This is a genomic window from Methanobacterium formicicum, from assembly GCF_029848115.1.
GTDB classification, from domain to species: Archaea; Methanobacteriota; Methanobacteria; order Methanobacteriales; family Methanobacteriaceae; genus Methanobacterium; species Methanobacterium formicicum.
Window position 1 is genome coordinate 53,512 of record NZ_JARVXG010000051.1, and the last position, 11,489, is coordinate 65,000.

Below are 11,489 nucleotides of genomic sequence, written 5' to 3' on the forward strand. Positions count from 1 at the left end.
AGGTGAGATGAAGGGCTGAAACTGTATGTTAAATAAAAAAATCTTTACAGTATTTGGACAATTACCAAGAAGATGTCTAATTTAATTAATCGTAATTTTGTTTTAATTGTTTGTGGATAAAGGATAATTGTTTCGGAACAATTCGGTGTTTACGAACAATGTGATTATGCTCCGAATACAACTTTTAAAATCACACCTGCTAACAATAGAAGAATAGCCCACACTTTATTTTCTATACTTTTTAATCTGTCATCGAGTTTTTGGTCTTCTGTTTTCAGGTTTCCATTGATTTCTTCTTTGCGTCCCATGAAATCTATGACTTTTTCTTTAAAATCAAAATAATTTTTCCATCTACCCTCATATTGGCATTTATGGCCAGGGCATGGTTTTCCAGTGATGTTATCATATATTTTTAGTTGGTCCTTCCTGCCTTCCTCTCCCATCTACAGAAGCCCCCTATAGGTTTTTTAGTTTAACTGAAATTGAGGGAATTTAACTTTAATGTAAAGTCGTGCTACAGCTGCAAGTATCAGAACTAATCCAAGTGGAGTTATTGACTGGTCTCTCGATATTGCATCTCCAAGGTACACAATGAATATCAAAACCCAAAGAGAAATTTCCTGTAATACTGCATTTCTCTTGTTGTTTTCTAATCCTTCAGTTTTGGTTTCTTCTGGTTTAGTTTCCTCTTCTGCCATTATTCCATCTCCTTTTTTAGTTCTTTTTTGTTCATTAAATAATGAAAATCAGTGTCTAAGATTAGTGCAATGTTCAGTGTTATTAGCTGTCGCGGGTGCAGCTGCATTGCAGTTGTAGGCCATGGTAACTGAACAATCTAGTAAACTGTGAGATTGTATGCCATGAATAAGAAAAAGAAAAGTATCCCTAAAAGGATGATTATGAAGCCTAAAAAGTCTTTATTCATAAAAAAACCACCCAATATGTTTGGAAAAGTGGGGGGATAATAGGGCCTTTTTTGACGTGAAAGAGAAAAATTAGATTAAATACCTATAAGAGGGGGGGGTATTATTGTTTATTTTAAAAGTCCTTGTTTTTTTTTAACTTTTATTTATTCGTTTTTTTCTCATTCACTATGCCAAGGCCCCACCAATCCCCCCTTAGAGGTGTGTACCAAATCGCCTAGGAAAGCACTTTTTTCATCAAATAAATGATGAACATAAAAAAAGTTATTCAATGTAATCTCCATAATCACAGCGGTCTGTTTCGTAGGGTGTATAAGTGGCATCAATATCAGCGTAATCGTACCGGTTACCCATGGGATAATTCACCCATCTAGCTGGAGGGATCCACTGTGGAGGCCCCGATAACACCAGGCCACAATCATCACAGAAAATCTCATCATGTTTCTTATCATAAGTAACAGCCTGACCCCCACACTTAGGGCAACCTGTGACTTTCTTTTTTTCTTTTTTCTTTTCAACACGATAATAAGCAAGATACAATGGATTTCCATAAAGAATAAGGTGGCCCTGGCTGCATTCTCTTTTAATTCCTTTTTTGAAAAGTTTTCGTGACTTAGGGTTAAACTGATCTAAACATTCAGGACAGTAGCCATCACGGACCAGCTGCAACCATTCAGGATCCTCTGCAAATTTTACCAGTTTATACAACCCCTCCAATAGTTTGCCGTTATCACTATAATAACATGGCAAACATGACCGAAGGAAGAAGAAAGGTTTAAAATTAAAAATAAGAGTTATAATTAAGAATTATCATATCGTTTGATTCTACCAGTGAGGGCCATTTTCTCCTGGAAAAACCTACCTAATTTAGTAACAATGTTAGCATAAATTTCTTCTGTCAAACCCAGGTCCCGGGCTAACTTGTAATGTGATAATGGCCTTTTCTTAGTATTGCTGAATTTCAAATAAAAGATGATAGCCAGGGTAACAGTTTCATACTTGCATCGTGCACAAAGATCCTTAGTACGTGGTCCATGGGTGATGATCCAGATAGCCTGATTCTGGAGCTCACCAGTAACATTCAAATCTTCCATCTGTTTAAGTGCTACTCGTATTTTCTGATTTTCTCTCCATTCCTTTTTTAGATCAATAGTTCGAGGGTTAACCTCTCCAGGTTGCTTGGTTTTATACTTACCTAGCAAATATTTAATATTTCTAGATTCCCTTTTAACTTGATCCGATGTCATCATCATAATTCATCCCTATTATAAATATCAGAGCTTTAATAATTAATAATTGTAATTTAAAATATTTATAATCTTCTATTTGACGAATAAACTATTCACAGATGATGATATTTTAAAATTATTGTAGATCAAGCTATAAATTAGGAAATTGGAATTTTTATCAACCATTTTGTTCCATTTTCAGACTCAATTTCCAAAGTACCATTTATCTGTTCTGTTAAAATTTTTACCAGTGTTAAGCCTAGTGAATTTGTTTTTTCTATTCCAAAGTCTTCAGGTAAACCAATACCATCATCTTTTATACTTAACATATACATTTCATTATTTCCTCTAAAATCTACCTGTAAATTTCCATTTTCATCTGGAAATGCGTATTTTAGGGAATTTGTGAATAATTCATTGACAATTAGTCCTAAGGGGACTGCAACATCATTTTTCACTGATAAATTTTCAATATTGAGTTTTAAAGATATATTGGTTGAATGTGTGTAAGTTTTGTAGAGATTGTTACATAATCTGGTTAAATATTCTCCAAAATTTATGTTTTTTAAATCCTTAGACTTGTATAACCTCTCATGAATCATGGACATGGAATTGGCACGATCTTGGATATTTTTAAAAGCATTTAATGCTTCAGGGTCGTCAAAATAAGAGGACTGCAGATTAATCATACTTGAAACAATAGCTAAGTTGTTTTTAACTCGGTGATGTGTCTCTTTTAGTAAAATTTCTTTTTCTTCTAATGATTTTTGCAATTTTAGTTCTAGTTCTTTCCTTTTAGTAATATCAACTACAGTTCCCTCAAAAAAATCTTCTTCGGGATATAGTTTGAATGAAACCAAAGCTGTTCTAATATTCCCCATTTTATCCAAGATATGGACTTCATGATTCTCAATGAAACCTTCTTCTTCTAATTTCCTCATAATATTCTCAATTTCTTCAGGATAAGGAAATTTGACAATTGAGACATCATTCAATAGTTCTTCTTTGGTATAACCTGACAGTTCAGTTATTTTCTTGTTAACATCAAGTAATTCCATTTTATTTATTCTACAACGAAATATTCCCACACGTGCATTATAAAATAGGTCGTAATATTTTTCTTTATTTTTCTTTAAAGATTCTTCCGCACGTTTTAATTCAGTTATATCTTTAATAATAACACAAGCTTTTCCTAAGCTTTTTTCTGGTTGTTTAAGAGCACTTTTTATATGCCCTGTGAACTTTTCACCATTTTTCTTGATGAAAATCAATTCACCCTCTACATTTCCCTCTTTTTTTCTTGCTTCAAGATAAACAGATGTCCGAGAATCAGTTGCATCCACAAGATCTGATCTCTTCAAATCACACCATTCATCCTCAGTGTAACCAAAAAGTTCACAAGCTGACGGATTCGCTGATAAAACTGTCCCATCTGATAATGTTAATAATATGGCATCAGGACAGTTATTAAAAGCAAACTCATATTCTTTGTTAGTAATAACCATACGTAACCACACTCCACGAACTAACCCATAAAAATGTTTATATTCGATCTGGTTCCACTGTATATAAGTTTTTTGCCAAAATAGAGCATGATAAACCATTAAGGATCTCCATTAGAATCCCGCATTACCCCAAATTAGCACATCTCTAAGATAATTCCTTTAAATTCTTCTTTTTTGTACTGATAATCAATTGGATTATGAATTTTTTGGTAGTAAACGCACATATTCCAAGTCATTTATTATAATACCCATCAGAACACATCATTTTCTCGTAAAACCTTTTGGCCCGATCCACATGGCTACAGGTACCTCTATAATGGAAACCGGGGCATGGTTGGCAGAACCACTCACCTAAATAATAACTGACTTCATAAAATTGATGTGTGCCCTTTACAGCTAGCTGTAAAAGGACACCATCATCAAATATAACATAGATGCCTGCCAGGTCTGGATCCGTGGCATATTCGATCGGTTGAAAAACAATAATCAACCCCTATTATGGCCAAATCTCCGGAAAATATGATTAAAGAATCCTTTCAGCTGATGCAACCAATGAGAAGGAGTGGTGTCTTTGTTTTCTAAGTACCGAATCCTAGTATCTATGGCCCGTTCTGTTCGGTTGAAAATTTCAGCCATTTCTTCCTTACTGATTCCCCTGTCTTTGTAGGTTCTGAGAAGGTCATCGTCCTCTGGTGACCAGGACCTTCTATGATTCAAAGGTTTACCTTCCACGGGTGAGCGTTCCATTGCTAAGAATCTGCGGCGGCGGCCCATAGCATCAGGAGTGCGCATGTGAAACCCTTTAGCCTTTTCAAATTTGGTTTTAATATGGAATTCACTGCTAATTTGGGCATCTGTCATTCCTTTGTCAACACATTCGTTGAAGAATTTTTTTTCTTCAGGACTCCAACGTGGTCTTTTTCCCATTTTTTACACCTCTTTCTTTTTAGATTTCACAATCTCAGCAAGTAACACTTGAACTTTAGTTAAAAGGGGCCGGTTTTTGTTTTCCAGGATTTTCTTAGCACACTCTGCAACTTCTTCCTCTGAAGGGTTAAGATTATCGTCACTTGTCAGAGAAAGAGCACATTCAGCGATTAGATCCCGGGCCAGTATAGTGTGAACCTGGTCCAGTAATTGGTGGTCAGGTTTATCGTCTTCCTGGATGATTTTCTCAGCGTAATTTGCAATGTCCAGTATGGATGGGTTTTTCTTCCCTTCACTGTCCAGAAAGGTTTTGCAGTCTTCGATTAATTCTCTGGCAGCTTCATCATCAATGGCCAAATCTGCTGCTGGTTTCTTTTTAGTGGATGTGGAAATATTCATAGGAACATCAAGTTCCTTGTCACTCATCACGGTGAACAGCTTTGTAGCACGTTTATATCCTGGGTTAGGTCGTTCCCCACAATAGATCACCCCCACCTGGGCCCCAATTGGGATCCAGGCCATAGAGTCATCCAGGGTCACACCTCCAAAAAGAGCTATACGGCCATCCAAGCCAACTAGTCGGCCATTGGAATCTTTCAACTCATTGTCATCTGAAAAAATGTATTTATTGCGGTGGTAGTTGTCAGCGTCTGGAACGCATTCTAGATATTCGCCCTTGAATGATTCCCCAATTACTGTTGGCCTCCAAACACCGTCACGGCCTTTAATTTCTTTTAATCCTTCTTTTTTGTATTTTTCTTTTATTTCTCTAATTTTTCCCCGTTGTGCAGTTGTTAAAGCCATTTTTTTTACACCTCTATTTCATTAACTCTGAATTTCCCTATTCCAACATCACTAATAATTCCAAATTGGGTCAATTGTTTCAGTCCGGTTTGGAAATCTGCATCTTTTAAGGTGGTCATCTTCCGTAAACGCTGCACCGTAAAAGTCGTACCTGGTCCGGGTAAAAGTTCAAAAACTTTGTTCCCTGGAAACACTAACCTGGTTTGAACATCAACCACATGGGTTGGACGGTTCTCCCGGGCTTGGGGTTGTTCCTTGAAGAAATAGTACTCATAATCTCGGACCCCATCAGGTTGAATTAATAGTTCCCTTGAACGTAAGGCATCAACATAACTCTTATGTGTTCTTCTGTCGGTTCTGCCAAATTCCCTCCTGATAACATCTTGGATCTGTTTGAATTTGATCACTTCACCTTCTTGGAACAGATCTTCCAGGTGACTAAGTAGGGTTTGATGATTTGATTTCAGATGTTTGTGTGCAGGTCCTAGAAAATCTGTAAAGTCTAATGATTTGTTCTTGAATGGTCCGAAGTTATGTAAAGCTAGATGATTTTCTAGGGCTTCTATTAATTCTTTACCGATTATGCCTTTGGTGAAACCGTATTTAGTGCGTACAAATTTTTCAAATTCGCCAGTGACATTGTTGGGGTCGTCTACTATGTATTGGAGCTTTTTCTGGCGGTTTGTTACAGTGTCCCTTTCATGGACTTTTACAGGTTTTTGGCGAGGTTTCAGACCATCACCCCTGCAAGAAAAGTAGTAGATTCTTTGCAATTTGCAAACAAAGTAGTAGTTAAGTAGTAGTTAGAATGTAAGTAAGTAGTAGTAGAGTAGAGTAGAGTACAGTAAGGAGTAAAAAAACTGATTAAACTTTTGCCGGTAAAATCGTTTATTCCTGAAAACACTCTCTCTCCTCCGTTTTTAATTTTTTGCTTAGATACATTTTTTCAAAATGACAACGTGCACACAAATTAACTACTACATTCTTTGCAAGTCTACTGAACATACACTCCTTCCAGCTCACTTGGATTATGAACTCCACCAATCACCATCAATAATATGACAATGATTAAAAGGGCTAGGGCCTGATACCTGTACTTGGATAAAAAATTCTTCCAAACAGGCACCCTTTTAGGATATAAACTCCGTTTCATTGTGTTATACCACCTGTTCCAAGATTTTACAAAGCTTCTGAAAGTCGTGCAGTTCTAACAGATAAGATTCGGCCTCATAGGTGAATTTAACCTCTTCCTCAATCATGAATTTGCCAAGCTCTGTGAAAGACAAGAGGTCCCGGCCAGGGCCTATTTTGGCTTCCAGCAATACTTCACCTCGGTATTCCTTGATGTTCACACGATATTCCGTATCAAGGACTTCAGCTGCAGTTTCAGAAATAGGAAAAACTTGGAGGGCTTTGTTGTGTTCTGCTAGAATCAAATTGCTATTCATTTTTACAATCCCTCCTCTGCAAATGGCACATCGCAATTAGTACACGCCTGCCCTTCTCGTTGTTTTTTCATGAAACGTAGGTGATTCTCAATGTTTGCTTCTATGGTTGCGGCCATGCCCTCTTCACTTCCAGGGTCTATCCTTTCAACCCGTATCCGGACCTTGAAAATTAGCCCTTCCGGCTCATGGCAGTAAACCACATCACCGTTTCTAAGTTCGGCCCCGTGCCATTGGAGCCGTTCAATGTTTGTATCATCGAAACAACCACAAAGAGGCCAGGTTTTTGTGGTTATGGATGAAATTTCCATCCTAGGGTTTTGCTTCAACTGGTCCAGGATCATTTTCATACCATCTTTGCCGGCGAAATAATCACGCATACTAGGCCACCCCCTGGGCTACTTCACGGATTATTTTTTCAGGAACTTTGGATAGGCTGGTGTCATGGCCACATTTGTAACAGTGGAAATAGATCCACCATGTGCCATCTTCACCCGGGACCTGGATCCCATCATTGTGTGGATACATTCTGATATCGCCTTGGTGGGATCCGCAGCTGCAACCATTTTTTTTCAAAAGTTCTCTGATGTGGGTGTCATGGCAGATTTTCTCACCGATATATGGATCCAGGCCAGTGTCTCTTTCCCTGGAAGGGTACTGGATGTAGCCTGCTGGTGTTCCACACCATTTGCAGCCATGGCCACGAGGTTCTTCCACTTCCAATTCGTTTTTGTCACGGTTCATCATCCCTACAGCCCTGCACCCGGGTTCATGGGTGCGATTGTGGTTTTTATTAAAAATATAACTCATGTGGCCACCTCCGCCCGGGATGTGGATATTGCGGCTGGTTTCTGGAACTTCATCCTATGGATGACGTGGAGAAATGCCCGGGCCACATCATCTTCTATTTTGATGAATCCTGCAACGTTCTGGATTCTTTCATTGTAAAGCAGATTGCTCACGTCAACATGCTGCACAATATTCAAATCTAGAGCGTTCTTGGAGATTGCCCGTAGATCGGCCTGGGTTAAATCATCCCCCAGTTGTTTGCCTTTGTAAAAGAGCTGGAACTTGTTATCATTGCAGGTTAGAGTCAGATCCGTGCAAGTGTCCATGGTTTTAAGGTTCATCAGGACTTCTTTGACTCGGGGGTTTACCATGTCTAATCCACCACCCACCGCTGACAGATGATACTATGGTGTGCATAGTGGCCCTGTCCTCTTAAAATCATAGTTGTGTTTTTACTACGCATATTTGGAGCCCAACCCTCTGATTCGGCCCTTTCCAGTTCTCTTACAAAGGTGTTACGATCACCTTCGATTATTTTAGTTTTTAACATAGTTTTTCCTCCAAATATCCCTGTATGGGGGGTTTTGGAGGATGCAAAAAAAGAAAAACATCCTCACGAACAAAGATTGAAGATAACTTCTTCAGTTAAAAGTATACTCTAAAAAGTATACTTAAGTATACTCTTATATACTCTATTTTATATACTTTTCTATACTGGAATATACTTTATAATATACTTTTAAATAGTAATAATTATATACCTTAAAAGTACACATTAATATACATAAAAAAGCCAATATTGGAGACATGAAGATGATAAGAACATCAAAAGTTGGAAGGAAAGGTGGATCTGTGAACGTGACAATACCCCAGGCAATTGCAGATCTGTTTGAGATAAAAGAAGGCGATGTTATCAAGTGGACTGGGATTGTTGGCGATGGGACTCCAACCTTATGTGTTGAAAAGGAAGCCTCAGAATAATTTTTATTTTCGAATTTAAGGAGATTCATCATCTTTTGAACCTCCCGAAACTGTAACTATCTCCTACCTGGCCATGGCTACCTTGTTGATTTAATTCTAAAATACGATTAAAAATCCGACGATTCTCCCGAGTTAAACGCTCCCTCTCAGAATAAGGAAGATCAGGACTCCAGGTAGAATAATTCTCATCGAATTTTTCCCGTAACCTGTCTAACTCGGTTTTCACAGTGCCACCCCAACACAGTTATGTTGGGGTCGCCTTTTCAAAACAGAAAATATATTTACTTTTCCTAATACACTTTTAATTTGCAGCATCCATACCACTCCTTACAGTTTGCTATGGTGTAAGTCTGCAGTGTGAGGTTCCTGGGGGTGAACGTTTGGCGACCAATAGCCCCTGTGAATTCTCACATTTTACAATACTTACTATAGGTTTTTTTCTTAGTGATTGAGTTTAGTGGATCTCATATTAAGGGTAGAGCAGTAGAGCACTTGAGAAGTAATTCTTATATATACATGTTAATTTCTCTAACTTTTTTATAATATTAATAACAATAAATCTGAACAAACAATATTTAAGAGGGGAGTGATTAAGTGGTTTTGTATGTTAAAAAAGCAGACGATAAATTTTGGCATTGGTGTAAAAACTGTTCTAAGTATCCGGAACTAGAAGATATAAGTGAAACAATGCCGCAAAAACCAGCAAAAAATTTATGTCCAGAATGTTATGGTAAAAAAGAAGATAAAGATTGTGAAAATGGAAAATCTGATAATAAAACGGGTGTTGCAACTACAAAAGGAGTCTTTGCAAGGAGATATGGAAGATAATTAAATAATCTTAAAATTTATTTTTTTTAAATTAGATACCTTATTATTCTACTTTTTGAAGAATCAAGCTATTTTTAATAAAACTTTTAAGCCTCAAATCTTCTTAAAAGGTATTAAACTTTTTTGAATTCCTTTCTTTTTAACTCTTAAAACACTAATGATGAAAAAACTGGATCTGTATCTAAAATGATTACCTATGAAAAAAAATTTCTCATACTCACTATCAGAAATACGTGCGTTGTCCCAAACTTGTTCTATGTTTCCGGGATTTTTGCGCATCCATTCGTAAAAACCCCACTCTAAAACTTGTTGGTCATGATTATTCGTAGCTTTACAATCGCTACAATTATATTTGATACGAGGCTGGTTAGGATATTGATCTTTAACTTTAGTTTGTTCTAAACCGGACAAATCAATTTGAGTTGTGGAATCGTAATTTTTCTGTTCAGCAAAAAAAACATTATTAATTGTAGGTTTTATAATTCCTAAACTTCGTTTATCATCATTAATACCTTTTACACAACCATCAACTAAATTATGGAGAAAATCAAGCCGATGTTTTTCTTTGAAGTTTCCTACAATATCAATTTTTTTATGAAGACTATCCCATTCATGTTTTGAACCTTTAATCTTCCAGCTTTCTGTCCTATTATCATAGGGGTTCTGTTCTACTGGAACGCTGACAATATCCCATTGATGCCAAGGCATGTATAAGTGAGTGGGATATACTCTAATAAAACCCGATGTCTCTGAATATCCTGCTGTACAAACAGTTATTCTCCCGTCACGTATTTTTTCAGGACAAGCACGGCCTAAAATAATTAAATCATCTATAACTTCGGATTTAGTTCCTATAAAACCCCCTCCACTCCCCAAATCTTATAAATCTCTCCTTTTTTCAAATGATCCTGTTTCCATTATTAACCCTGCTAAAATATTTCGATGACAACTATTTATATCTTTTTCATAACACATTAAAGCGGTTTTTCCCTGAGTTTTGATCATTTCAACTAAATCAGGTATCTTATTCCCTTCTTTTTCTGTAACATTCCATTTATACCATTGTTCAAAACATTTTTGGCTTAGTCCTCCTTTAATGTAACTTTCTCTTATTACATAAGGCGCTCCCAAGTCTTTCCTAGTTAAATACTTAATTTCAGCATTCTTAAGATTCTTTCGGAGAAATTCTTCAGAAAATTCGGGTTTTTGCATGCTTTTAGTACTTTCCCTTACATCCAACAGAACATCTATTTTATTTTTCTTTAATTCTTCAATAAATGGTTCTATTTTTTTTCCTTCATAACTAACTGTAAAAATTGTATCATTTCCAAATTTACGAAGTTCTGCACGCACTTCTTCTTGGTTTAATTTTTTGTTAAGTGTTCGCTCCCTTTCAATTATAATTTCAGCGAATTTAGACTGTTTATTAGGTGGTAAACGGCTTATAATTACTGCTTGAGTTGGTGAAAGGGAATTGTTCGCAATCATTTTTCTAACAGGGCCAACAACATCTAAAGCTAACGATAACCGATTACTGACCCATTTTTTACTTCTACCTAATTTTTTAGCGATTTGTGTTTGATTTAATCCAAGTCTATCCATCATTTCTTTAATGGCATGTCCTTCCTCAATTTCTTGTAACTCTTTCCTAACAAGATTTGTTTCTATAGCAAGTAATGCAGCTTTTTCTAAGGTTGAATCAACAATATTGGCTTCTATTTCTTTCCAACCCAATTTTTTTGCCGCAGAAACCCTTTGTAAACCTGATATAAGTTCATATTCTTTATTTTCATTTAACCTAACCATTATAGGATTCCATTGCCCATATTCTTCAAGACTTCTCATCAAATCATTTATATAATCATCATCTACCTTTTCTCTTGGAGCATACCAAGGGATTGTAATATCTTTAATTTTAATTTTCACTAGTAATACCACCCAATAAAATGCTTTAATTATCTAATATTATAATTAATATCTTTACTTTTTCATTTATCCAATCTTACTAAACAATTTTCATTCATCATTAAGATCTGATTCCATACCTTTTAACTGTAA

20 protein-coding genes (1 of these 20 running past the window's edge) are annotated in these 11,489 nt (G+C 36.3%); 2 read left to right on the forward strand and 18 right to left on the reverse strand.

Annotated elements, in window-relative coordinates; all coding sequences use genetic code 11:
• Positions 1 to 164 precede the first annotated feature (164 nt).
• From QC759_RS07525 to QC759_RS07590, 14 genes are all read right to left on the reverse strand, one after another.
• Positions 165 to 443 carry a hypothetical protein gene (locus QC759_RS07525; RefSeq protein ID WP_048072079.1) on the reverse strand — a complete coding sequence of 93 codons (279 nt, stop codon included), beginning with the start codon at positions 441 to 443 and terminating at the stop codon, positions 165 to 167.
• 24 nt (positions 444 to 467) lie between these two features.
• Positions 468 to 698, reverse strand: coding sequence for a hypothetical protein (locus QC759_RS07530; protein ID WP_048072080.1), 231 nt, complete (start codon positions 696 to 698; stop codon positions 468 to 470).
• Positions 699 to 1,187: 489 nt separating this feature from the next.
• Positions 1,188 to 1,631, reverse strand: a complete 444-nt coding sequence (locus QC759_RS07535; protein ID WP_048072081.1) for a TFIIB-type zinc ribbon-containing protein — start codon at positions 1,629 to 1,631, stop codon at positions 1,188 to 1,190.
• A gap of 92 nt (positions 1,632 to 1,723) precedes the next feature.
• Entirely contained in the window at positions 1,724 to 2,176 is a 453-nt protein-coding gene (locus tag QC759_RS07540) for a hypothetical protein (protein ID WP_048072082.1), read from the reverse strand.
• Between the two features lie 134 nt (positions 2,177 to 2,310).
• Positions 2,311 to 3,756, reverse strand: a complete 1,446-nt coding sequence (locus QC759_RS07545) for a PAS domain-containing sensor histidine kinase (RefSeq protein ID WP_052659948.1) — start codon at positions 3,754 to 3,756, stop codon at positions 2,311 to 2,313.
• A gap of 387 nt (positions 3,757 to 4,143) precedes the next feature.
• Positions 4,144 to 4,584, reverse strand: a complete 441-nt coding sequence (locus tag QC759_RS07550) for a hypothetical protein (protein WP_048072084.1) — start codon at positions 4,582 to 4,584, stop codon at positions 4,144 to 4,146.
• Positions 4,585 to 4,587: 3 nt separating this feature from the next.
• The gene (locus QC759_RS07555; protein ID WP_048072085.1) at positions 4,588 to 5,388 is read right to left on the reverse strand and encodes a hypothetical protein; all 801 of its coding nucleotides are present in this window, start codon (positions 5,386 to 5,388) and stop codon (positions 4,588 to 4,590) included.
• Between the two features lie 5 nt (positions 5,389 to 5,393).
• Positions 5,394 to 6,161, reverse strand: coding sequence for a hypothetical protein (locus tag QC759_RS07560; RefSeq protein WP_048072086.1), 768 nt, complete (start codon positions 6,159 to 6,161; stop codon positions 5,394 to 5,396).
• Between the two features lie 221 nt (positions 6,162 to 6,382).
• The gene (locus tag QC759_RS07565; RefSeq protein ID WP_277896965.1) at positions 6,383 to 6,541 is read right to left on the reverse strand and encodes a hypothetical protein; all 159 of its coding nucleotides are present in this window, start codon (positions 6,539 to 6,541) and stop codon (positions 6,383 to 6,385) included.
• A gap of 4 nt (positions 6,542 to 6,545) precedes the next feature.
• Positions 6,546 to 6,836, reverse strand: coding sequence for a hypothetical protein (locus QC759_RS07570; protein WP_048072087.1), 291 nt, complete (start codon positions 6,834 to 6,836; stop codon positions 6,546 to 6,548).
• 2 nt (positions 6,837 to 6,838) lie between these two features.
• Positions 6,839 to 7,213, reverse strand: coding sequence for a hypothetical protein (locus QC759_RS07575; protein WP_048072088.1), 375 nt, complete (start codon positions 7,211 to 7,213; stop codon positions 6,839 to 6,841).
• A gap of 1 nt (position 7,214) precedes the next feature.
• Complete coding sequence (locus tag QC759_RS07580) at positions 7,215 to 7,643, reverse strand: hypothetical protein (protein WP_048072089.1); 429 nt, start codon at positions 7,641 to 7,643, stop codon at positions 7,215 to 7,217.
• Positions 7,640 to 7,993: a hypothetical protein gene (locus QC759_RS07585; RefSeq protein ID WP_048072090.1), complete on the reverse strand. Its 354-nt coding sequence runs from the start codon at positions 7,991 to 7,993 to the stop codon at positions 7,640 to 7,642. Before QC759_RS07585 ends, QC759_RS07580 begins: the two co-directional genes overlap by 4 nt.
• Before the next feature lie 2 nt (positions 7,994 to 7,995).
• Positions 7,996 to 8,172, reverse strand: a complete 177-nt coding sequence (locus QC759_RS07590; protein WP_243687898.1) for a hypothetical protein — start codon at positions 8,170 to 8,172, stop codon at positions 7,996 to 7,998.
• Positions 8,173 to 8,429: 257 nt separating this feature from the next.
• Here QC759_RS07590 and QC759_RS07595 point away from each other — a divergent pair, with 257 nt between their 5' ends.
• The gene (locus tag QC759_RS07595) at positions 8,430 to 8,603 is read left to right on the forward strand and encodes an AbrB/MazE/SpoVT family DNA-binding domain-containing protein (protein WP_279845453.1); all 174 of its coding nucleotides are present in this window, start codon (positions 8,430 to 8,432) and stop codon (positions 8,601 to 8,603) included.
• 28 nt (positions 8,604 to 8,631) lie between these two features.
• Here the strand turns inward: QC759_RS07595 and QC759_RS07600 are convergent, their stop codons facing one another.
• Positions 8,632 to 8,829, reverse strand: a complete 198-nt coding sequence (locus tag QC759_RS07600) for a hypothetical protein (protein WP_144405516.1) — start codon at positions 8,827 to 8,829, stop codon at positions 8,632 to 8,634.
• 368 nt (positions 8,830 to 9,197) lie between these two features.
• Here QC759_RS07600 and QC759_RS07605 point away from each other — a divergent pair, with 368 nt between their 5' ends.
• A complete protein-coding gene (locus QC759_RS07605; RefSeq protein WP_048072091.1) occupies positions 9,198 to 9,431 on the forward strand; it encodes a hypothetical protein in 234 nt (77 codons plus the stop codon).
• A 93-nt stretch (positions 9,432 to 9,524) separates the two neighbouring features.
• Here the strand turns inward: QC759_RS07605 and QC759_RS07610 are convergent, their stop codons facing one another.
• The 3 genes from QC759_RS07610 to QC759_RS07620 form a co-directional block, all read right to left on the reverse strand.
• Positions 9,525 to 10,307, reverse strand: a complete 783-nt coding sequence (locus tag QC759_RS07610; RefSeq protein ID WP_048072092.1) for a hypothetical protein — start codon at positions 10,305 to 10,307, stop codon at positions 9,525 to 9,527.
• Between the two features lie 3 nt (positions 10,308 to 10,310).
• Entirely contained in the window at positions 10,311 to 11,357 is a 1,047-nt protein-coding gene (locus tag QC759_RS07615; protein WP_048072093.1) for a ParB/RepB/Spo0J family partition protein, read from the reverse strand.
• A 90-nt stretch (positions 11,358 to 11,447) separates the two neighbouring features.
• Positions 11,448 to 11,489, reverse strand: the end of a protein-coding gene (locus tag QC759_RS07620; protein ID WP_048072094.1) for a site-specific integrase. 1,128 nt of this gene lie beyond the right edge of the window; only the last 42 of its 1,170 coding nucleotides appear in the window; its start codon lies beyond the right edge, outside the window; it ends in the stop codon at positions 11,448 to 11,450.